Origin of the sequence: Eubacterium sp. An3 (assembly GCF_002159465.1) — a bacterium.
GTDB lineage: Bacteria > Bacillota > Clostridia > Lachnospirales > Lachnospiraceae > Anaerobutyricum > Anaerobutyricum stercoris.
Genome location: NZ_NFIR01000038.1, coordinates 1 through 22,516 on the forward strand (window position 1 = coordinate 1; position 22,516 = coordinate 22,516).

Consider the following 22,516-nt stretch of genomic DNA (forward strand, 5'->3'; position numbering starts at 1 on the left):
AAAAATTCTTTGAAGGATATTCATAAGACTATTATGAAGGAAAACAGCACAAAAAGAAACCCCTAATTCCCCCATGAATGGGGGCTAGGGGGTTGAAGTGTCAAAGACACTTTTTTATTGGGAAAATCCGGACAGCACGGAGCGGCCCCATTTTCCCAACAAAAAATGCCCCGAAAATCCGCGTACCTTCGCAATAATTAGAAAAAATTGCATTTTTTCTTAAAAAAATACCAGTTAAAAGGCGTTCGTATGTTCTCCCTGTAAAAAAAAGGAAAGAAAACATTAGAAAATATCCCCAAAATAATGTTGCATTACATTCCTGTATGAGATAAAATAAATGTCAAGTGGAGCAAAGTGGTAGAATGTGACGTTTTCTGGGGGAGATGTCCCTATAAGACAAACAGGAGAGAGGAATGGAGGAGACGTCTGTTTCCCGTAAAGAAGGTGAGTATTGTGTTTCAGGGAGAATTTCAACATGGGCTTGACGCCAAAGGCCGCCTGATTTTACCGGCAAAGATTCGGGAAGAACTCGGAACACAGTTTGTACTTACGAAAGGGATGGACGGATGCCTTTTTATTTTTCCGCCTGAATCCTGGGAGAACTTTGCAGGAAAGCTCAATGCGCTTCCAACTTCTTCCAGACAGGCAAGAAAGCTGAAACGTTACTTTATCGGAAGCTCTATAGAATGCGAGACAGATAAACAGGGAAGATTTCTCATTCCCCCGGTGCTCCGAAGTTTTGCAGAGATCGATAAGGAAGTCACGGTTCTTGGCGTATCGGACCGCATTGAGCTGTGGAGTACAGAAAAATATGACGCTTATCAGAACGAAGAGGACGAGTCTATCGAGGACATCGCGGGAGATTTGGATTTTTAAAAACAGTGGAGCCTTGCGGCAGATAAGGAGGATGCCATGGAATTTGTGCATAAGTCCATTATGCTGGCGGAGACAATTGAATCATTATGTATCAAGCCGGACGGGATTTATGTGGACGGCACTCTGGGCGGAGGAGGACATTCCCTGGAGATTGCAAAAAGGCTGGATGCAGGAGGACGTCTCATCGGTATTGATCAGGATGGGGACGCCATTGAGGCGGCGGGGAAACGTCTGGCGCCGTATGCGGACAGAGTGACTATTGTACGCAGTAACTATGCTGATATGAAAAAAGTTCTTCATGATCTGGGGATTGAGAAGGTGGATGGAATTTTGCTTGATTTGGGCGTATCCTCCTACCAGCTGGACAATGGAGAACGGGGATTTACTTACAGAGAAGACGTTCCGCTTGACATGCGGATGGATGTCAGACAGGAGCGGACGGCGAGAGATATCGTGAATACGTACAGTGAGACGGAGCTTTATCATATTATAAGAGATTACGGTGAAGATAAGTTTGCAAAAAATATTGCAAAGCATATTGTACTGGCGAGAAAAGAGGAGTCGGTGGAGACTACCGGTCAGCTGACGGAGATCATCAAGGCGGCTATCCCGAAAAAGGTGCGTGCTGTGGGAGGCCACCCCGCCAAGAAGACTTTTCAGGCGATCCGCATCGAGCTTAATCATGAGCTGGATGTGCTTAAGGGGCATCTGGAGGAGATGGTAGGTCTTCTCGGTGACGGCGGACGTCTCTGCGTGATCACGTTCCATTCTCTGGAAGACAGAATTGTGAAGAACATTTTCCGTACCTGCGAGAATCCATGCATCTGTCCTCCGGGATTTCCTGTATGCACATGCGGAAGGAAACCTAAAGGCCGGGTGATCACCCGGAAGCCGATCGTACCTGGAGAAGAAGAACTGAAAGAGAACAGCCGGGCCAAAAGTGCGAAATTACGTGTATTTGAAAGAATAGTTTCAAAGGAATGAGACTAGAGTGTGTTGGAGGAATTTGATATGGCGTTGCATAGTACATCAGAGCGTTATAAATATATTTATGGAAGCAATGTGACCAAGCTTGACAGCGAAGAACATTATGGAGACGGAACTTACGGGGCGCAGCCGGAAAAGAAAAGAAAGGTGCGCAGAGAAAAGGCTGCAAAGGCGGCGGTGCAGGAAAAGGTCGTAAACCCGGAGAAGGAGGCCGCCATCCGGCGCAATAAAGAAAGGCTGTTAGTTTTTGACTGGAAATATACCATCATAACAGCGGTAGCGATAATTATCTGTGTGGCTGCGGCGCTTATGTATGTGCAGGGAACCGTTCGACTGAATAATCTCTCGGCGCAGATTGCCGATCTGAAATCAGAAAAGGAGAACCTTCTCAGTGAGCAGAATGCTCTGCAGACTGAGATCGATAAGAATATTAATCTCGATGAAATACGTACTTTTGCGGAAGAGGAATTACATATGGTATATCCGGGAGCTGATCAGATCATTTATTATAACAGCAGTACAGAAGACTATTTCAGACAATATGAGAGTGTTGACACAGCGAATTAAAAAGTGGGTGGTAATGTGACGAAGAAGATAAAATCTGTAAGACGTCTGACCACGGCAATGAGGGGCAAACTGAGTGTTGTATTTTTTGTAATTGTTTGCCTCTTTTTAGTATTGGCCGTGCGTCTTGCTTACTGGACGATCCGGAACGGAGATGAATTTGAGACTATTGTACTGGGCCAGCAGAACCATACGAGTTCCACTATTGCATATGAGAGAGGTCGGATTTTCGACAGGAACGGTAACATTCTGGCTACCAATGAGAAAATTTACACTCTTGTGCTGGAGCCAAAGAATATCATCGAAGTGGGAGAAAATGCCAAAGAAAATGAAGAAGACGCCAATGAAGTCCTGGAGACGACCATTCGTGGTTTAAATGAATATTTTGGATTTGATGAGAGCGATCTGCGCGAGACGATCGAGAATAACAAAGATTCCTATTATGTCGTATATAAGAAAAATTTAAGTTACGATGAAGTGTCGGCTTTTCGTGAATTTCTGGCAAAAGCAGATGAATCCTGGGATGAAAATACGCCGGCCGATGAGAAGGCGGAAATCCAGGAGGCAAGAAAAGTGGAAGGCGTCATGTTTGAGGAGAACTATAAAAGAGTCTATCCATATAAAGATCTTGCCTGCCGGATTTTGGGTTTCACATCTTCGGGAAACAGCGGCAACTGGGGCATCGAGCAGTATTATAATGACACTCTAAACGGAACCAACGGACGTTCTTACTATTACTTTAATCAGGAACTTACACAGGAACAGACGGTGAAGGAAGCGGAGAATGGCAATTCTGTTGTAAGTACCATTGATATGCAGATTCAGCAGGTGATCGAAGATAAACTGGAAGAATTTGATAAAGATGTGGGAAGCAAGATGACCAGTATTCTGGTCATGGATCCCAGAAACGGAGAGGTGCTTGGCATGGCGTCCTCCAATCCATATGACCTGAACGATCCGATGAATGAAAAGAACCTTCTGCAGCTTTTCTCCCAGGAGGAGATTGATGAGATGAAGGTGTATACAAAAGAGAAGGAAGCTGAAGAGAGCAGTGAGGATACCTCCGAAGAAGTGACGGCAGGCGGCACATCTGAAGAGGACACGGAGGAGAACGATGAGGAAGCTTCCACGGAAACGGATGCTGAAGAGGAAGAAGAGCAGATGACCATCTATGACGGCTTCTATCAGCTCTGGCGTAATCCGATCATCAGCGACGCCAATGAGCCGGGTTCCACTTATAAACCTTTTACAGTGGCAGCGGGACTTGAAACAGGCGTGCTGACAGGCAATGAATCTTACTATTGTACCGGTTCTCTTAATGTGGGAAGCTGGAATATCGGCTGTTCTCACGTCCATGGCAATATCAGCCTGGAGGACGCTGTGGCGCAGTCGTGCAACGTTGCAATGATGAACATTGGTTTTAATGAGGGAAACGACATTTTTTATCAGTACCAGAATCTGTTTGGATTCGGGAGAAACACCGGAATTGATCTTCCTGGTGAAGCGCAGACTGCTTCCCTTATACCGTCGGAAGAGAACAGAGATACCGTGACTCTTGCCACCAATTCTTTCGGTCAGAATTTTAACTGCTCCATGATACAGATGGCGGCAGGTTTTTCTTCCCTGATCAACGGCGGATATTATTATCAGCCGAGGGTCGTAAAAGAGATTCAGAATGATCAGGGAGACGTTGTGGAGGAGAAGGAAGCGGAAGTGCTGAGAAATACTGTATCAGAGGAGACTTCCGAAACCATGCGGGAATATTTGAAAACAACCGTGGAATCCGGAACAGGGACAAAAGCACAGATTCCGGGATATTCCATTGGAGGCAAGACGGGTACCGCCGAAAAGATCCCCAGAAATAAAGAAGATTATTATATATCCTTCGTAGGCTTTGTGCCGGCAGAAGATCCGGAGCTCCTTATTTATGTGACTATTGACGAGCCGAATGTGGATAATCAGGCTAATGCGGCTCTGGCTGTGAATCTGGAGCGGGAATGCATGGAAGAGATCGTTAAGATTCTCGGTATTGAGCCGACAGAGGAGCTGACGGAAGAAGAAAAACAGGAGCTGGCCGAGCAGCAGGCGGAAGAAGAGGCTCAGAGAGAAGCCGAGGAAGAAACTGAAGCCGAGGAAGAGACCGAGTCGGAGGAAGAAACGGAGAGTGACACATCGGAATCTTCCGGCGCGGATACTTCCGGCAGCGGGGAGGAGACAGATACGGGCGCGTCATCTGCTGAGGATACGGAAGAAGACGCAGAATAAGATTTCGAGAATATATGCACCAATACTGCGTAAACTGAATATAAAAGAACAGTTGTAAATGTGATGGCATGATTGAAATTTATCTGTTTCAGAAACGAAAATACCTTTTTCTTTTTGGATGCCTGACAGTCTTGTTTCTGGTGCTGGCCGGGAGACTCTTTTACCTAATGGTGCTTTCTTCAGAGGAACTCAGCGAGAAAGCTCTTGGAGTGGAGCAGAGAGAGCGCTCCATCAAGGCAGCCCGGGGTATCATTTATGACAGAAATGGCGTAGTTTTGGCGGATAATCAGCCGGTCTGTACCATATCGGTCATCCATAGTCAGGTGACGGAGCCGGAGAAAGTAATCAAGCTTCTGTCAGAGAAGCTTTCCATGGATGAGGCGGAAATCCGCAAAAAAGTGGAAAAGATTTCTTCCAGAGAAAAGATTAAAAGTAATGTGCCGAAAGAGACGGCGGATGAGATCCGCGAGGCGTCCTTAAGCGGCGTCAAGGTAGATGAAGATTATAAACGTTATTATCCTTACGGCAGTCTGGCGTCCAAAGTGCTGGGATTTACCGGCTCAGATAACCAGGGAATACTCGGTCTTGAATCAAAATACGACAGCGTGCTGAAAGGAACCGACGGAACCATCCTGACGCTGACAGATTTTCAGGGTATTGAGATTGAGTCAGCGGCGGAAGAACGCATCGAGCCGGTGCAGGGCGACAGTCTGTATCTGTCCCTGGACTACACTATGCAGTCCTTTGCACAGCAGGCGGCGGAAAAGGTTCTGAAAGAAAAACAGGCAAAAAGCGTTTCGGTCATCCTGATGAATCCTCAGAACGGGGAAATATACGCTATGGTAAATGTGCCGGAATACGATTTGAATGAGCCTTATGAGCTGCTCGATGTTTATGCGGGCGGCGAGGGCAGTGAGAATGATAAATTAAATAGTATGTGGAGAAATCCCCTGATCAGCGATTCCTACGAGCCTGGCTCCACATTCAAGATTGTAACGGCCACCGCGGCCCTGGAAGAGGGAAAGGTTTCTCTTGAAGATACCTTTAACTGTCCTGGTTTTAAAATTGTCGAGGACAGGAAGATACGATGTCACAAGACCCAGGGACACGGGACGGAGACTTTCAGAGAAGGAGTCATGAACTCCTGCAATCCGGTTTTCATGGAGATTGGGGCGAGAGTGGGAGCGGAAGCCATGCTGAAGTATTACAGAAAGCTGGGGCTTTACGAGAAGACGGGGGTGGATCTGCCCGGTGAGGCGGGGTCTATCATGCATAAGCTTGAAAATATCGGAGCGGTGGAGCTGGCGACCATGTCGTTCGGCCAGTCCATACAGATTACGCCCCTGCAGCTGCTTCGGGCGGTCAGCGCCGTTGTAAACGGCGGGACACTGGTTACTCCGCATTTTGCAGTCCGCACAGAGGATTCTGTGACCGGAGAGATTACAGAACTTACCTATGAGACAGAACCCGGTAATGTATCAGAAACGACATCAGAGACTATGCGGTCCCTGCTGGAGGCCGTTGTAGCTGAAGGAACCGGAAAGAACGCCCGGGTGGAAGGATATCAGGTGGGCGGAAAGACGGCCACCAGCGAGAAACTTCCCCGCGGAACCGGGAAATACATTTCCTCTTTCCTTGGATTTGCGCCGGCTGACCACCCGGAGATTATGGGGCTGATTTTAATTGATGAACCGGTGGGCGTATATTATGGCGGAACCATCGCGGCGCCCGTGATGGCAGAAATCTTTCAAAATATATTGCCGTATCTTGATAATATCTGAAAAGAGGATTATACTGTGATAGAATGTCTTAAAATCACTACGTGCGCCGCTGCCATGATCCGTGAGAACAATGTGCAGGCGTACAGAGATAAAATGGAGGTTAAAATATGAATCAATCAATTGCAATACCAGCCTTGGCAGCATTTTTTGTTACCTTAATATTGGGACCGGGACTGATTAAGTTTTTACATAGATTAAAGTTTGGTCAGTTCATCCGGGAGGAGGGACCGGAATCCCATCTGAAGAAGTCGGGAACACCTACGATGGGAGGAATTCTTTTTCTGATCGGAATTCTTGTTGGTTCTGTTTTTTATATTTCTGATTATCCAAAGATTGTTCCGGTGCTTTTTGTTACCCTCGGCTTTGGACTCATCGGTTTTCTGGATGACTACATCAAGGTGGTCATGAAAAGGAATCTGGGTCTGACCCCGGCGCAGAAAATGCTCGGACAGATCTTTATTACGGCGGTATTTGCATTTTATATGGTAAATTATTCCGGATTGGGAACGGAAGTCATTATTCCTTTTACCGGAGGAACAATGATTGATCTGGGAATCCTGTACGTACCAATTCTGTTTTTTGTGGTGCTTGGAACCGTCAATGGCGCCAATTTTACGGATGGCCTTGATGGTCTGGCGTCCAGCGTGACCACTCTGATAGCTGTATTTTTTACTGTCATTGCGGTGGCGGCACGTACTGACGTGCATCCGGTGGCTTGTGCGGTTATTGGAGCGCTGCTTGGATTCCTGTGTTTTAATACCCATCCGGCGAAGGTTTTCATGGGAGACACCGGTTCGCTGGCACTGGGAGGATTTGTGGTATCAACGGCCTATATGCTGCAGATACCATTCTTTCTCCCGATTGTCGCGTTCATCTACTTTGTGGAGGTGCTGTCGGTGATCATCCAGGTTGCATACTATAAAAGAACGAAGAAGAGGATTTTTAAAATGGCGCCGATACACCATCATTTTGAATTGTCCGGATGGCCGGAGACCAAAGTGGTGTCCATTTTCTCCATTGTGACGGCGGTCCTCTGCCTCATTGGGATGTTAGCTTATTAAACGCGGATGGAAAAGCAGGGATACTCAGCCCGACAGACTGTCTGTCCAGGTATGAAATAAGGAGTTGCTATGTTAGAAGGAAAAAAGATACTGATTGCCGGGGCCGGCGTCAGCGGCGTGGGAGCAGCGAAGCTTCTGGGCCGCGCCGGTTATCATGCGGCGGTATATGATGGAAATGAACAGTTAAACACAGAAATGATACAGGAACAGATGCCGGAAGGCATGGAGCTTGCGTTTGAGCTTGGAGAATACAGAGAGAGTCTGGCAGAACAGTATGATCTGCTTATTTTGAGCCCGGGAATCTCTGTCAACAGCCCGATCGCCCGCTCCTTCTATGACAGGGGAAAGACAGTCTGGGGAGAGATAGAGCTGGCGGCGCATTTTGCAAAAGGCAAAATTGCGGCTATCACAGGAACCAATGGTAAGACGACCACGACCGCTTTAGTGGGGAGTATTTTGAGGGCATGGTATGATTCTGTCTTTGTTGTGGGCAATATCGGAATCCCCTTTACATCTGTGGCGCTTGACACCCGGGAGGATTCTGTGATCGCGGCGGAGATCAGCAGTTTTCAGCTGGAGACCACCGTGGATTTTCATCCGGCGGTCAGCGCGGTGCTGAATCTTACGCCGGATCATCTTGATCGCCACGGAACGATGGAAGTTTATGGAGAGACAAAGCTTTCCATATCAAAAAAGCAGACGAAAGACGATCATATCCTTCTGAACTATGATGACGCGGCCACCAGAGCCATGGCAGAGCGGACGCCTGCCACGCCGGTATTTTTCAGCCGTAAAGAGAATCTGGAAGAGGGAATCGTCCTTGCAGGAGATACTTTCCTGATCCGCGCGGAGCAAAAAGAGATTCCGGTCTGTTCCATCGATGAGATTCAGCTCCTCGGGAGCCACAATCATGAGAATATTCTGGCAGCCATCGGCATCTGTTATTATATGGGTGTTCCGGTGGAAAAGATCCGCGAAGCTGTTATGGCGTTTCAGGCCGTGGAACACCGTATTGAATATGTAGATACGGTGGATGGCGTCGATTACTATAATGATTCCAAAGGAACCAATCCGGATGCTGCCATAAAAGGTATTCAGGCTATGGTAAAACCAACGGTTCTTCTTGGAGGCGGTTATGATAAAAAAGCGGAATACGATGAGTGGATAGAATCCTTTGACGGCAAGGTCAAATATCTGATTCTCATGGGAGCCACTGCGAAAGCCATTGGCGCCGCGGCGGAAGCACATGGATTTAAAAATGTAATATATGCTGACAGTTTTGAGGAAGCCATGGAGATTGCCAGAGAGAAGGCGGTGCCGGGAGATGCGGTGTTATTGTCTCCTGCCTGTGCAAGCTGGGGAATGTTTAAAAACTATGAAGTCAGAGGACAGGTGTTTAAAGAGATTGTCCGCAGATTCAAGGGGTGAGGATGATGGCTGGAAAGGCAAAAACAGGAAGACGCACTCCTGTACGGGGAGCTGGCCGCAGCCGGCCGCAGACCGCAGGAGTCCGCAGCCGCGGCGAGGTCAGAAGAAATCCGGCGGCCGCCGGACGCGGCGGCGTCAGAAGTTCTGCGTCAGTACGGCGGCCCCACGCCATGGATTATTCTATCGTATTTCTTGTTATATTTCTGGTGGGATTTGGTCTGGTGATGGTATACAGCACAAGCTCTTACCGGGGCAGTCTGTATATGGATGATGCCGCATACTGGCTCAAACGGCAGGCGTTTTTTGCTGTACTCGGTATTGCCGCCATGTTTTTTGTGGCCCGCATCGACTATCATTTCTGGAAGAGCAAGAAATGGATGCTGCCGGTTTATTACTGGGGAACAATATTGCTGCTTATCTTCACTCTGATTTTTGCAGCGGTATCCCATGGTTCCAGACGGTGGCTTAACATCGGTCCGCTCAGTTTTCAGCCGTCAGAGGCGGCAAAAGTTTCATTGATTTTGATTTTTGCCATATATATCAGCCGGAATGCAAAAAAGCTCCGGACATGGAAAGGAATCGTGAAGTGTTTTGCGCTGGCGGTGCCGATCATCGTTGTGGTCGGTATCGAGAACCTGAGTACCTGTATCATCCTGATGGCCATCACAGTCATCATGATATTTGTTGCCAGCGATAAATGGAAACCATTTTTTGCCATTGGAGGCGTTGGAATAGCCGGAATAGCTGTGCTGCTGCTTACCCAGGGATACCGGGTGGAAAGGATTAAGATCTGGCTCAATCCCGAACAGTATGAGACCGGACTGCAGACTATGCAGGGGCTTTATGCCATTGGTTCCGGAGGGCTGTTCGGCAAAGGACTGGGGCAGAGTATGCAGAAGATGGGATTTTTGCCGGAGACGCACAATGACATGATTTTTTCGATTATCTGTGAAGAACTGGGACTATTTGGAGCCATTAGTATTCTGATTATTTATTTTGTACTTTTGTGGAGATTCATGGTAGTGGCGCTCAATGCCGCCGACTTATACGGTTCTATGATCGTTGTCGGTACTATCGCCCATCTGGGGATTCAGGTTTTTATCAACATTGGCGTTGTGACTAACACCATACCGAACACAGGTATTCCACTGCCGTTTATTAGCTACGGAGGCACTTCCCTGTGCTTTCTTTTGATAGAGATGGGACTTGTGCTGTCGGTCTCCAGGTACATGAGAATAAAAGAGTAACAGTTGAAAACAAAGGGAAGCGGATGCCGCATGTCCACTTTTGCCGGACGGGGGTAAGATGAAGAACGGACAATTAAGACTTATAAAAAATACAAAAAACAGCAAATTACATAAAATGATTTTCTGGCTGTGTCTCCTGTGCATTCTGGTGCTGGGAATTATATGCGTGGTTGTCGGTTTTTCCATAAAAAAGATTGAGGTAAACGGCAATCAGACTTACACCGACGGAGAGATTATCCGGGAAGTGCAAAAGAAAGATTATGTGGGAAACACCCTTGTTATGATTGCGCAGAACCGTATTTTCGGTCAGAAATATCTTCCCTTTATTGATGATATCACCATGAGCTTCAGCGATACCCATACGCTGGAGATTCATGTGAAGGAGAAGCTTCGCTCCGGCGTGTTCGAATATATGAATGAAAATGTATATTTCGATTCGGAGGGAATCGCCCAGGAAAGCCGGGGATACCGCTTTGACGGCGTTCCGGTAGTGACGGGAGTGAAATTCAACAAAATGGTGCTCGGGGAAAAGATTCCGGTGGACGGAGATTATTTTGATACCATTCTTTCCATCACGGAAAAAATAAGCACTTATGGGCTGAACATTTCCGAGATTCACTTTGAAAGTGAAGATGACATTACACTTTTGTCCGGTAATTTTGAGGTCTTTCTGGGAACATCCGCATTTCTGGATGAAAAAATGTCAAAAATTGCGGATGTGCTGGAGGCGGTATCCAGAGAACATAAAAAGGGAATTATAGATATGCATTTGTATACAGGTGAGAAAAATATTATCACTTTTCGTGAAAAAACGTAAAATTTGAAATAAATAAAAATAAAAATTTTTGTTGATTATTTCTATGAAAAAACGTATTATATAACCATAAACTAGAATCAGGTGGATTATATTCATTTATATATAGAATAAGGAGGAGTAGACCTTGCTGGAAATTATGTCAAACGAAGAATTAGCTCACGCTAAAATCCTTGTGATCGGAGTCGGCGGAGCAGGAAACAATGCCGTGAACCGTATGGTTGACGAATCAATTGAAGGAGTGGAATTAATCGGTATCAATACGGATAAGCAGGCGCTCGATTTATGTAAAGCCGCCACTCGCGTCCAGATTGGCGAGAGGCTGACAAAGGGACTGGGCGCCGGAGCGAAGCCGGAGATCGGAGCAGCTGCTGTGGAAGAGAACCGTGATGAGATCACAGAGCTTGTCAAGGATGCCGATATGGTATTCGTGACCTGCGGTATGGGCGGCGGAACCGGTACAGGTGCAGCTCCGATTGTGGCAGAAATCGCCAAAGATCTGGGAATACTGACGGTAGGCGTTGTGACGAAGCCGTTTATTTTTGAGGGTAAACCTCGTATGAACAATGCGCTTCTTGGTATCGAGCGTCTGAAAGAAAATGTGGATACACTGATTATTATTCCGAACGATAAACTTCTGCAGATTTGCGATAAGAGAACATCTATCAAGGATGCTTTCTGCAAGGCGGATGAAGTACTTCAGCAGGGTGTACAGGGTATAACGGATCTGATCTTTAAACCGGGTCTCATCAATCTGGATTTTGCAGATATTCAGACGGTTATGAGAGATAAGGGTATCGCTCATATCGGTATCGGAATGGGAAGCGGTGAAGACAAAGCTGTGGAAGCTATCAAGAAGGCCATGGAGAGCCCGCTCCTTGAAACTACAGTAAGCGGCGCGACAGATATCATTATCAACTTCTCCGGCGATGTGGGTATCCAGGAAGTATATGAAGCTGTCTCTTATCTGACAGAAGTGGCCGGAGATGAGGCAAATATCATTTTTGGTAATGTAGAGAGCGACGATATTCCTGAAGATGAGGTGAGCATCACGATTATTGCTACCGGACTCCGCGACGTGTCCGGCACAGGATCCTCAAAAGGAAGCAGTCGTTCAGCCGGCGCAAAAAAGCCGGAAAACGGACCTACATACAGCGGTCAGGCCATTAAGACCGCCCCGTCAAAAAGAGCGGAGCAGCCGAACAATAATGTCTCCCGTTCTTACGATGCAGGTGATATGGAGATTAAGATTCCGGAGTTCCTCCAGAAACGCCGGTAATTGAAAACGAATTGCAGCAGCGGTATGGAGACGGTTTAAGTCTTCGCCGTTCATGTATAAAAAGGTCGAAACATTTAGGTTTTTTCCTATCGGTTTCGACCTTTTTTTGTCCTCTTTTATAGTACAATAAATCTACAGACAAAACACCATCGGTTTCTAAAACATGCTGAGATTTTATGGAACATGATTGAACTGGACATTCTGTTTTTGCTGAACTGGATAATTGACTACCTGATTTTGGTACTTGTGAAAAATGAATTTTTCCCCGAAGTCAAAAGAAAAAGACTCGCGGCAGGGGCATTTCTGGCTGCAGCCACTTACTTATTCTGGCTTTGCCAGAAGGGAACAGTTTCCGGGAATATCAGAGCTGCGGAAGCTTTGTTTTTTGTGAGCCTGGTACTTATGTGGACCTTTTCTGTCCGCAGTCCGGCTGTTTTTGGCAGGGCGGCGGCCGCAGTCCTCATGTACGCCTTTCTTATGGGAGGATTCTGCTATGTTTTGCGGAATACATTTGCAAAGGAGCTGGAAGGAGTTCCGGCGCAATGGTGGGTTCCCGTCGGTTGTGCAGCAGCTTTCTGTTTTTTAAAAGGTGTGGGAAAAAGGATAAAAAAAGAAGCGGTAAAGATAAAAGAATGTATCTATGAGGTGGAAATTCGAAGAAAAGACCGCGCCGTATGTCTGCGGGGACTGTACGATTCCGGCAACCTGCTGGTAAGTCAGTGGACAGGGAAGGGAATATGCGTTCTGTCCTTTGAGAATGCGGCGGAACTTTTTGATGAGAAAGAAAGGGAGATGCTGTCTTTTCTCATGGCACAAAAGGATTTTCCCTGGAAAATCATGACAGAAAATCTGTGGTCAGGAATTTACAGGATTACATACTCTTCCGTGGGAAAAGAGGAAGGCTGGATGCCGGGAATCGCTGCAGACCATATCATTGTGAAAAAAGACGGGGAGGTGCTCGCAGATACAAAGGGATTGATGGGAATTACCGACAGGCAAATTTTTCACGATCAAAGATTTGCTGTCTTGCTGCCGGCAGATATTTTTGCGAAACAGACATAGAAAGCTGACCTGGTTATACCGGAACGGAAACGTCTGTATACCGATATCAGCTCATGTCAGTGTCTGTATTGATTTTAGGAGGGGATATTGCAGATGCCAGTTGTATTAAATGTATCAGGAATGGAACGGGTGAAATTCACCATGGTCAATAACATGAAGCAGTTGTTTCATCCAAGGGGCGAGGTCCATTACATAGGGGGCACCGACGTACTGCCGCCGCCGCTGGAGCCGGAGGAGGAAGCTTATGTGCTGAGCCAGCTGGATACCAGAAGAAGTGAGGAAGCCAAAGCAATCCTCATAGAAAGAAATTTGAGACTGGTGGTATACATAGCAAAGAAATTTGAGAATACGGGAATAGGTGTGGAAGATCTGATATCCATCGGGACGATCGGCCTTATCAAAGCCATACAGACGTTCAATCTGGAGAGAAAGATCAAACTTGCCACCTATGCGTCCCGGTGCATAGAAAACGAAATTCTCATGTATTTGAGAAGAACCAGCAAGACAAGGATGGAAGTGTCTATCGACGAGCCGCTAAATGTAGATTGGGACGGAAATGAGCTGCTCTTATCAGATATCCTCGGAACGGATGAAGATGTTATTTCCAGGGATATCGAGGATGAAATTGACAGAAAACTGCTGAAAAAAGCCATGGAGACCCTTTCAGACAGAGAGAAGCTTATTATTTCTCTGCGTTTTGGTCTTGGTGGAAACGAAGAAGAAAAAACCCAGAAAGAAGTGGCGGATATGCTTGGAATCTCTCAATCATATATTTCCCGCCTTGAAAAAAAGATCATACATCGATTAAAAAAAGAAATGATCAAAATGGAATGACCGTCTGTCAGAAATCTGTCGCACAGCTGCCGGAAATGCTGTACGGCAGATTCTTTATTCATTGAGGTAACTGCGTATGGACTTCAGCGCGTTTTTTTCCAGACGACTCACCTGTGCCTGGGAAATACTGATCTCATCGGCGACTTCCGTCTGAGTTTTACCCTCATAAAATCGTTTGCGTATAATATTATATTCCCGGTTGGTAAGTTGATTCATGGCGTCCTGAAGGGCGAGATGTTCGACCCAGGTTTCTTCTTTGCTTTTCTTGTCACAGACCTGATCCATGAGAAAAAGAGCGTCATTGCCGTCCTGATATACCGGCTCAAAAAGAGAAACGGGAGTGGCGATGGCGTCCAGAGCGTAGATGATATCCTCCTCCGGCAGTTCGATTTCCTTTGAGATCTCCTCGATTGTCGGATCCCGGTCCATAGTTTTTAGAAGCTGTTCCTTGGCATATATCGCCTTATATGCGGTATCCCGGAGGGAGCGGCTGACCCTGATACTGTTATTATCCCGGAGATAGCGACGAACTTCGCCAAGAATCATTGGAACGGCGTAAGTAGAAAATTTTACGTCCAGCGTCCGGTCAAAATTGTCAATGGCTTTCATCAGGCCGATACATCCCACCTGAAATAAATCATCTGCGTTTTCATGGTTGCCGGAGAAACGCTGGATCACGCTTAAAACCAGACGGAGATTGCCTTTGATATACTGATCTCTGGCATCAGTATCTCCCTGTTCAATTCTTTCGAACAGACTGTTTTTCTCCTCTTCAGAAAGAAGAGGAAGCTCCGAGGTGTTCACACCGCATATTTCTACTTTATTCAGAAACATTTGTATCCTCCTGATCATGTGCGTACAGAAAACTCTTCCTGTGTTCTTTTAAAAGGATGAACGCAAACGCTCTAAATTATTCAGAGTGAAACAAGAAATCATTGTCCATCTTTTGGAAAATGTGAAGAAGAGAGCAGGAATTTTTGTTACGGCTTGCGGGATAAAAAACGCTCTGTTATAATAGAAAACAAGAGAATTCCTGGTTCAAAACAGCGGAAAAAGCCGCAAAACAGGTGAAGAAAAAAAGAAAGGCGAAAGTTATGGTAGCGGAAATTATCAGTGTGGGAACAGAGTTGTTATTGGGAAATATCGTCAATACTAACGCGCAGTACATCGCAAAAGAGATGGCGCGGCTGGGAATTGATTTATATTATCAGTCTGTGGTGGGAGACAATGAGGAGCGTCTCAGCAATGTGTTAAAGACTGCGCTGGAGCGTTCAGATCTGATCATCACAACCGGCGGACTTGGACCGACAAAAGATGACCTGACCAAAGAAGTGGCGGCATCCTACTTCGGCAAACAGCTGATATTTGATGAAAAAACTTATCAGCATGTGAAAAAAAGACTGGAATCTTACGGCATCAGCCAGATGACCGAGAGTCAGAAAAAACAGGCCATGGTACCGGAAGGAGCGCTGGTCATCACTAATCCGGAGGGGCTGGCTCCCGGAATTATCATGGCGCAGGGCAATAAGGCGGTTATCATGCTTCCCGGACCGCCAAAAGAGATGAAAGCGTTGTTTGCGGAGTGCAGCCGTCTGTATATCAAGCGTCTTTCGGATCATGTTTTTGTGTCCATCAATATCAAGATCAAAGGACCGGACGAGCTGCCGTTAGGTGTGATCGGTGAGGCCCCGATCGCGGATCAGCTGGGCGATATCCTTGATAACGAAAATCCAACTGTTGCTACGTACGCCAAAGAAGACGGCGTTCTCATCCGCGTGACTGCTTCCGGCAAGACCAGAGAAGAGGCTCTGGTTCTCATGAAGCCTGTTGTGACCAAAATTGCGGAGATTCTTGCCGATAAGATCGCCTGGGTCAAAGAGGACGCCTGAAAGTGAATAAACGCAGACAAATATTCTGCCGGATATGGGAAAACTATCCTGTGTCCGGCAGGATTTTTTTTACACTGAAAACATTGATGCAAAACGGGAATTTTTTCTTGACAAATCTTCCACTCTCTGCCATAATACAGCTTGTTTATTTATACTAAACTTTCTGTTTAGTAATTACGAACCTTATTGAAGTTTTTATTGTGAAAGAAAAAGGAGGTGCCGCCGGGCGTTTTCTGTCAGAGCGGGCAGAAAGACAGCAATATTTTTCACATTTGAGGGAAAGGGAATGCTGTTTGCCGGAAAGTATGGAGATTGGACATAGAATCAGAGATTTGAGAAAAACACAGGGGCTGACACAGGAGGAACTGGCGGACCGGGCCGAGCTGACGAAAGGTTTTATTTCACAGCTGGAACGGGATATGACTTCGCCGTCCATCGCAACTTTGGAAGATATTCTGCAATGTCTGGGAACTTCGATCGGAGAGTTTTTTCGTAATGAGAAGGAAACGGAACAGATTGTGTTTACGGAGGAAGATTACTTTGTAAAAGAGGATCAGGAATATGGAAACCGGATTCAGTGGATTATTCCCAATGCTCAGAAAAATACGATGGAGCCTATTCACCTGCATCTGGAAGCGAAGGGGTCGACTTATCCGGATAATCCTCATGAAGGAGAGGAGTTTGGGTATGTGCTTCGTGGAAAGATCGTGATTCATCTGGGAAAAGAAATGCATTCGGCCAAAAAAGGCGATTCTTTTTATTATACGGCTGACCGTACCCATTACATTTCTTCTGAAAAGGGTGCGGATGTGCTGTGGGTGACATCCCCTCCAAGTTTTTAGACAGACCGGAATGCAGGTCAGGCGGCTGCGTGACAGACAGAACATCTGCAACTGTCTGAAGCAGTCATAATTATTTCAGAGAGAAAGGTTTATAATACAGGAAAAATTAATGAAAAATAACTTAGTGGAATTAAAACACATTTCCAAATCTTTTGGGAATACAATGGTTTTGGATGACTTATGTCTGGAAGTAAAAGAAAATGAATTTATCACTCTTCTGGGACCTTCCGGATGCGGAAAGACGACGACTCTGCGGATTATCGGAGGATTTGAAAAGCCGGATCAGGGCAGGGTGATCTTTGACGGGAAAGACATCACTGATGTACCCGCCAATAAGAGAAACCTTAATACGGTTTTTCAGAAATATGCATTGTTTCAGCATATGACCATTGAGGAGAACATTGCCTTTGGTCTGAAAATCAAAAAGAAATCTGAAAGTTATATCCGCGATAAGATTAAGTATGCCCTGAAGCTGGTGAATCTGGACGGCTATGAAAAACGCAAGCCTTCTTCATTAAGCGGCGGGCAGCAGCAGAGAATCGCTATAGCCAGAGCCATTGTCAATGAGCCGAAAGTACTTCTTTTAGATGAGCCGCTGGGGGCCCTTGACTTAAAGCTGCGCCAGGACATGCAGTATGAGCTGATGCGCCTGAAAGAAGAGCTGGGCATCACATTTATTTACATCACTCACGATCAGGAAGAAGCTCTCACCATGTCTGATAAAGTGGTTGTCATGAACCAGGGATATATCCAGCAGATGGGGACGCCGGAAGACATTTACAATGAGCCGGAAAATGCTTTTGTGGCGGACTTCATTGGTGACAGCAATATCATCGACGGCGTCATGCTGGAAGACAAGCTGGTGGAGATCCTCGGACATAAATTTGAATGTGTGGATGTGGGCTTTGGCACGAATCGGCCGGTTGATGTGGTCATCCGTCCGGAGGATGTGATCTTGGGAGAAGAGGGCAAAGGCACTCTTGATGGCGTTGTCACTTCTCTGATCTTTAAAGGCGTTCATTATGAGATGGACGTGCAGGCAGGAGGTTATGAATGGCTGGTGCACAGTACGGTATGTCATCCGGTAGGTACAAAAGTGAGCGTCTCAGTCATCCCATTTAATATTCAGATTATGAACAAACCGGAATCTGACGACGAGAAAGCGGTGAACCTCAATGAATAGAAAGATATTGGCAAGCCCGTATATTGTCTGGGCACTGGGATTTATCATTTTACCGCTGTTAATGATCGTTTATTACGGTCTTACCGATGGCAGCGGTACATTTACTCTGGAGAATGTTCTTGCTATCGCTGATTCCGTACATTATAAGGCTTTTGGCAATTCTTTGCTGCTGGCACTGGGAAGTACGGTTATCTGCCTGGTGATCGCTTATCCGCTGGCGTATGTTTTAAGTCAGCATGAAGGGAAAATATCAAACACGATCATCATGCTTTTTATCCTTCCGATGTGGATTAACTTTCTGCTTCGGGTTCTTGCCATGCAGATGCTTTTATCCAACACAGGAATCGTCAACGCGCTGCTCGGATTTTTTGGCCTGCCGCAGCAGCATATCATGTATACGAAGGGGGCCATTCTCATTGGGATGGTGTACGACTATCTGCCGTTTATGATTCTGCCCATCTACAATGTTATGAGCAAAATCGACAAGGATGTCATAGAGGCTGCCCATGACCTGGGAGCTACCGTGTTTGTCACTTTCAAAAAAATCATCATCCCGCTTTCTCTGCCGGGGGTTATCAGCGGAGTGACCATGGTTTTTATCCCAAGTATGTCAGAATTCGTTGTTGCCGATATTCTCGGCGGTTCCAAAATTCTGCTGCTTGGTAATGTTATTGAGCAGGAATTTAACTTGTCCAATAACTGGAATCTTGGTTCTGGTCTGTCTCTTGTTCTGATGATATTTATTCTCATCAGCATGGCAGTCATGAACAGGAGCAATGCAGAGGAAGGAGATACGATGTTATGGTAAAAGCAAAAAAATATGCAGGAAGACTGTACGTCGGCCTGATTGGATTCTTACTGTATTCGCCGCTGCTGATCCTCATTGTCTGTTCTTTTAATGACTCGAAGATCCGGACAGTATGGGGCGGCTTTACGCTGCATTGGTATACGGATCTTTTCCAGAATGAGGAAGTGCTTCTGGCCGTGCGGACTTCGCTGATTCTCACTACTTCGGCAGCGCTCATCGCAACGGTGATCGGAACGCTGGCCTGCATTGCCATGTCTGCCATGGAAAAGAAAATGAAAGGCGTTATGCAGTCTGTGGCGAATATTCCGCTGCTCAATTCAGAGATGGTGACCGGTATTGCCATCATGCTGTTATTTGTACATTTTATGACTCTGGGATTTACCTCTATGCTCATCGCCCATGTGACTATCGGGCTGCCTTATGTCATATTAAATGTTATGCCGAAACTGCAGCAGGTGGACAAAAATCTGTATGAGGCGGCGCTTGATCTGGGTGCGTCCCATGTATATGCCTTTGTAAAGGTGATTCTGCCGGAGATTATGCCTGGCATCCTGGCCGGATTTTTCTTTGCGTTCACCATATCAATGGATGATTTCGTGGTTACCTACTTTACGAAAGGCGCCGGAATCAACACCATTTCGACCATGATTTATCAGCAGCTGCGGCGAGGCATAAATCCGGAAATGTATGCGTTGTCCACCATCCTGCTGTTTACGATTTTGATCCTTCTTGCCATTATCAACCGCCTGTCGGCGACGAAGGAAAAGAAGGAGGTACAGTATTGAAAAAAGAAACAAAAATTCTGGATAATTTGAAGAGAAAGAAATCTCTGAAAAAATACTGCGCACTTGCGCTGGCAGTAATCGGGACTGTTGCAGCGGCAGCGGGCTGTGCCGGTTCTGCTGCGGGAGAGGACGATAATACGCTGGTCATCTTCAATTATGGTGATTATATCGAGAGAGAAACCATCCAGATGTTTGAGGAGGAGACTGGCATTGAGGTCAAATACGAAGAGTACATTACTCCGGAGGATATGTATACAAAATATCAGTCGGGCGGTATCAATTATGATCTGATCTGTACCTCTGACTACATGATCGAGCGGATGATCCGTGACGGAGAAGCACAGGTTATCGACACTTCACAGATGGAGTACATGGATAATATGGACCAGAAATATATGGATTTCTGCAAGGCATTTGACCCGGAGAATCAGTACGCCATCCCGTACTTTTTCGGAACTGTCGGCATCCTCTACAATGAAAAAATGGTTGATGAAGAAGTGGACAGCTGGTCTGTACTGTGGAACGAAAAATATAAGAATCAGATCATTATGGAAAACAGCGTCCGCGATGCATTTATTGTTCCGTTGAAATGGAAGGGTCATTCTATTAATACGACAGACCGTCAGGCTCTTCTGGAAGCACAGAGTCTGCTGATGGAACAGAAGCCTTTGCTGGCCGCCTATCTGGTAGACGAAACAAAAGATGCCATGATATCCGGAGACGCTGCTTTGAGCGTGATCTATTCCGGTGACGCCGTAGTGGCTATAGAAGAAAATGAAGATCTTACTTATGTCGTTCCTAAAGAAGGCACTAATATCTGGTTTGACTGCTGGATGATACCTAAAACGGCCAGACATAAAGAGGCTGCGGAGAAATTCATCGATTTCATGAACCGGCCGGATGTGGCTATGATGAATTTCGATTACATCTGGTATGGGACGCCGAACAAGGCGGTCTATGAAGAGCTGGATGAAGAATCCCAGCAGGATCCGACTGTCTTTCCGGATGATGAAACCATGAGCAAATGTGAAGTGTACCGATATCTGGGAGAGGAAATGGACAGCTTCTACAGCCGGCTCTGGAAAGAACTCAAAGCATATTGATTTGATGAAGGCAAATGAAAGCAGGTGAAAACATGCGTCATAAACTGACTCAGCATGATATCGACAAAATGAAAGAGGAGATTGAGCATCGCAAAGTTGTTGTTCGCAAGGAACTGCTGGAACATGTAAAGGAAGCCAGAGCGCACGGAGACTTAAGCGAAAACTTCGAATACCATGCTGCCAAAAAAGAAAAAAACCGCAATGAAAGCCGTATCAGATATCTGGAACGTATGATCCGGACCTCGGAGGTCGTGGATGATCATGCTGCCGCTGATCAGGTAGGCGTCAATAAGACTGTCACCCTCTATTTTGAGGAAGATGACGAAGAAGATGTATTTTCTTTTGTCACAACAGTTCTCGTTGACTCGATGAAAAATCGTGTCAGTATCGAATCCCCTCTGGGGAAAGCTCTCATGGGACATCATATCGGAGACCGCGTTTATATTGAGGTCAACCCACAGTACGGATATTATGTGGAGATCAGAGACATTAAACCGTTTGAAGATGACGTACCATTGAATAAATATTGATTATGTTAGTCCGCGCAGGGCAGGGCCGGGAGATTGGAACTGCCTTGTGCGGATTTTTTTCTAAAAAATCGGATTCAATTGCAACAAGTGTGGGAAGACGATATAATAATTCAGAAGGTTTTTGCCGGAAAATGACGAAAACGGGAGAGAGAAGATATGGAATTGTTATGGGAAAACAGAAGTTTGCTGAGTTCAGGAGTTACATCACAGCTTATGATGTTTGTGGTTATTAATCTCATATATGGAAAAAGAGAACGTCCATGGGTATTTGCCCTCACGAATGCAATGCATTTTGTGCTGGTAAATATTGTCATGGATATTTTTTTGAAAGAAAAATACGGGTATGAAACCTGGTTTCTGATTTTCCTTCCGCTTATGGGCAACGTACTGGCTTATGCCGTTGTCATTATTCAGACCATCAACTGGAAAGAAAACTTTGTCAAGATGCTGCTGGCATTTATGCTTGCGGATGCCTTGTGCGGCATGACGGGATATTCTATGTATACTTTTACAAAAAGGCCGGAACTGATCTTTATATTCGGAATGTGTATTTTGGTGATTTTCTGTCTTGTGTTTTCGAAACTGATGAAAAAATATCGAACAATAAAATTATATCATCCCTGGCTGGTGGGAGGATTTATACTGTACACTACTCTTCAAGGCGCATTATCCCGCGTTCTTTATGTACTTCAGGACACTAATATGATATCATCCACCATGTTTTTTATAGGTATCTGTAATATCATTTTTGCTATTGCCTTCGTTCTGGTGGAATACATAATCTACACACTTATCTTGCAGAGAAAATATCATATGCTCCTTCGCAATAAAGCCCAGATGGAAGATTACTACCGTCAGGTATCCAAACACATTCGTGAGATCGACGAGACCCGGATCCTTCTGGGACAGGGGACAAAACTCCTTGCCGCCGCACATCAGGAGCAACAGGATTCCATGGAACTGAGTCCCAAAGAACTGGATCCTAAAGAACTGCAGACTTATCTGAGCCGGCTGAAAAGCCAGTATGAGGCTCTGGGCGAGGTCTTTTTCTGCAATGACTTTGCCATAGACAGCGTCCTGCGGGACTTCGTCATAAGCTGCCGCCAGAAAGGAATCGGGACGGACATCCTGTTCCATGAATACAAAAGAGGAAAAGTAGCCGCCGGGGACGCGGCAGC

21 protein-coding genes are annotated in these 22,516 nt (G+C 46.0%); 20 read left to right on the plus strand and 1 reads right to left on the minus strand.

The window, feature by feature from the left end; genetic code table 11:
* Positions 1-453: 453 nt before the first annotated feature.
* The 12 genes from mraZ to sigE all read left to right on the plus strand — a co-directional run bounded on the left by mraZ (position 454) and on the right by sigE (position 14,198).
* Positions 454-876, plus strand: coding sequence for a division/cell wall cluster transcriptional repressor MraZ (mraZ, locus tag B5F87_RS18150; RefSeq protein ID WP_087283570.1), 423 nt, complete (start codon positions 454-456; stop codon positions 874-876).
* A gap of 36 nt (positions 877-912) precedes the next feature.
* The gene (gene rsmH, locus B5F87_RS18155) at positions 913-1,860 is read left to right on the plus strand and encodes a 16S rRNA (cytosine(1402)-N(4))-methyltransferase RsmH (RefSeq protein WP_087283542.1); all 948 of its coding nucleotides are present in this window, start codon (positions 913-915) and stop codon (positions 1,858-1,860) included.
* Positions 1,861-1,887: 27 nt separating this feature from the next.
* Positions 1,888-2,430: a hypothetical protein gene (locus B5F87_RS18160; protein ID WP_087283543.1), complete on the plus strand. Its 543-nt coding sequence runs from the start codon at positions 1,888-1,890 to the stop codon at positions 2,428-2,430.
* Between the two features lie 15 nt (positions 2,431-2,445).
* The gene (locus tag B5F87_RS18165) at positions 2,446-4,692 is read left to right on the plus strand and encodes a penicillin-binding protein 2 (RefSeq protein ID WP_242964572.1); all 2,247 of its coding nucleotides are present in this window, start codon (positions 2,446-2,448) and stop codon (positions 4,690-4,692) included.
* A 68-nt stretch (positions 4,693-4,760) separates the two neighbouring features.
* Positions 4,761-6,473: a penicillin-binding transpeptidase domain-containing protein gene (locus tag B5F87_RS18170; RefSeq protein WP_087283547.1), complete on the plus strand. Its 1,713-nt coding sequence runs from the start codon at positions 4,761-4,763 to the stop codon at positions 6,471-6,473.
* 107 nt (positions 6,474-6,580) lie between these two features.
* Positions 6,581-7,534: a phospho-N-acetylmuramoyl-pentapeptide-transferase gene (mraY, locus tag B5F87_RS18175; protein WP_087283549.1), complete on the plus strand. Its 954-nt coding sequence runs from the start codon at positions 6,581-6,583 to the stop codon at positions 7,532-7,534.
* Positions 7,535-7,603: 69 nt separating this feature from the next.
* Positions 7,604-8,962, plus strand: coding sequence for a UDP-N-acetylmuramoyl-L-alanine--D-glutamate ligase (gene murD / locus B5F87_RS18180; RefSeq protein WP_087283551.1), 1,359 nt, complete (start codon positions 7,604-7,606; stop codon positions 8,960-8,962).
* 2 nt (positions 8,963-8,964) lie between these two features.
* Positions 8,965-10,209, plus strand: coding sequence for an FtsW/RodA/SpoVE family cell cycle protein (locus B5F87_RS18185; RefSeq protein WP_343215786.1), 1,245 nt, complete (start codon positions 8,965-8,967; stop codon positions 10,207-10,209).
* A gap of 58 nt (positions 10,210-10,267) precedes the next feature.
* Positions 10,268-11,026: an FtsQ-type POTRA domain-containing protein gene (locus tag B5F87_RS18190; RefSeq protein ID WP_087283552.1), complete on the plus strand. Its 759-nt coding sequence runs from the start codon at positions 10,268-10,270 to the stop codon at positions 11,024-11,026.
* A gap of 124 nt (positions 11,027-11,150) precedes the next feature.
* Positions 11,151-12,302 (plus strand): cell division protein FtsZ, encoded by a 1,152-nt coding sequence (gene ftsZ, locus B5F87_RS18195; RefSeq protein ID WP_242964573.1) that lies wholly within the window; start codon positions 11,151-11,153, stop codon positions 12,300-12,302.
* 183 nt (positions 12,303-12,485) lie between these two features.
* The gene (locus B5F87_RS18200) at positions 12,486-13,364 is read left to right on the plus strand and encodes a sigma-E processing peptidase SpoIIGA (RefSeq protein WP_087283553.1); all 879 of its coding nucleotides are present in this window, start codon (positions 12,486-12,488) and stop codon (positions 13,362-13,364) included.
* Between the two features lie 120 nt (positions 13,365-13,484).
* Positions 13,485-14,198 (plus strand): RNA polymerase sporulation sigma factor SigE, encoded by a 714-nt coding sequence (gene sigE, locus B5F87_RS18205; RefSeq protein ID WP_087283577.1) that lies wholly within the window; start codon positions 13,485-13,487, stop codon positions 14,196-14,198.
* A gap of 54 nt (positions 14,199-14,252) precedes the next feature.
* Here the strand turns inward: sigE and sigG are convergent, their stop codons facing one another.
* Positions 14,253-15,032 carry an RNA polymerase sporulation sigma factor SigG gene (gene sigG / locus B5F87_RS18210; protein WP_087283555.1) on the minus strand — a complete coding sequence of 260 codons (780 nt, stop codon included), beginning with the start codon at positions 15,030-15,032 and terminating at the stop codon, positions 14,253-14,255.
* 260 nt (positions 15,033-15,292) lie between these two features.
* On the opposite strand from sigG, the gene B5F87_RS18215 reads away from it, so the two are divergent.
* From B5F87_RS18215 to B5F87_RS18255, 8 genes are all read left to right on the plus strand, one after another.
* Positions 15,293-16,087, plus strand: a complete 795-nt coding sequence (locus tag B5F87_RS18215; RefSeq protein WP_087283557.1) for a molybdopterin-binding protein — start codon at positions 15,293-15,295, stop codon at positions 16,085-16,087.
* A 305-nt stretch (positions 16,088-16,392) separates the two neighbouring features.
* Positions 16,393-16,929 carry a helix-turn-helix domain-containing protein gene (locus B5F87_RS18220; protein WP_087283579.1) on the plus strand — a complete coding sequence of 179 codons (537 nt, stop codon included), beginning with the start codon at positions 16,393-16,395 and terminating at the stop codon, positions 16,927-16,929.
* A gap of 109 nt (positions 16,930-17,038) precedes the next feature.
* Positions 17,039-18,112, plus strand: a complete 1,074-nt coding sequence (locus tag B5F87_RS18225) for an ABC transporter ATP-binding protein (RefSeq protein ID WP_087283560.1) — start codon at positions 17,039-17,041, stop codon at positions 18,110-18,112.
* On the plus strand, positions 18,105-18,920 hold the full coding sequence (locus B5F87_RS18230; RefSeq protein WP_087283563.1) for an ABC transporter permease: 816 nt from the start codon (positions 18,105-18,107) through the stop codon (positions 18,918-18,920). The genes B5F87_RS18225 and B5F87_RS18230 overlap by 8 nt, the downstream gene beginning before the upstream one ends.
* The gene (locus tag B5F87_RS18235) at positions 18,914-19,705 is read left to right on the plus strand and encodes an ABC transporter permease (RefSeq protein WP_087283564.1); all 792 of its coding nucleotides are present in this window, start codon (positions 18,914-18,916) and stop codon (positions 19,703-19,705) included. The genes B5F87_RS18230 and B5F87_RS18235 overlap by 7 nt, the downstream gene beginning before the upstream one ends.
* Positions 19,702-20,808, plus strand: coding sequence for an ABC transporter substrate-binding protein (locus B5F87_RS18240; protein ID WP_242964575.1), 1,107 nt, complete (start codon positions 19,702-19,704; stop codon positions 20,806-20,808). The genes B5F87_RS18235 and B5F87_RS18240 overlap by 4 nt, the downstream gene beginning before the upstream one ends.
* 32 nt (positions 20,809-20,840) lie before the next feature.
* The gene (greA, locus tag B5F87_RS18245) at positions 20,841-21,338 is read left to right on the plus strand and encodes a transcription elongation factor GreA (protein ID WP_087283566.1); all 498 of its coding nucleotides are present in this window, start codon (positions 20,841-20,843) and stop codon (positions 21,336-21,338) included.
* Between the two features lie 156 nt (positions 21,339-21,494).
* Positions 21,495-22,516: hypothetical protein (locus B5F87_RS18255; RefSeq protein WP_143405283.1), on the plus strand; the 1,022-nt coding region annotated here is incomplete at its 3' end.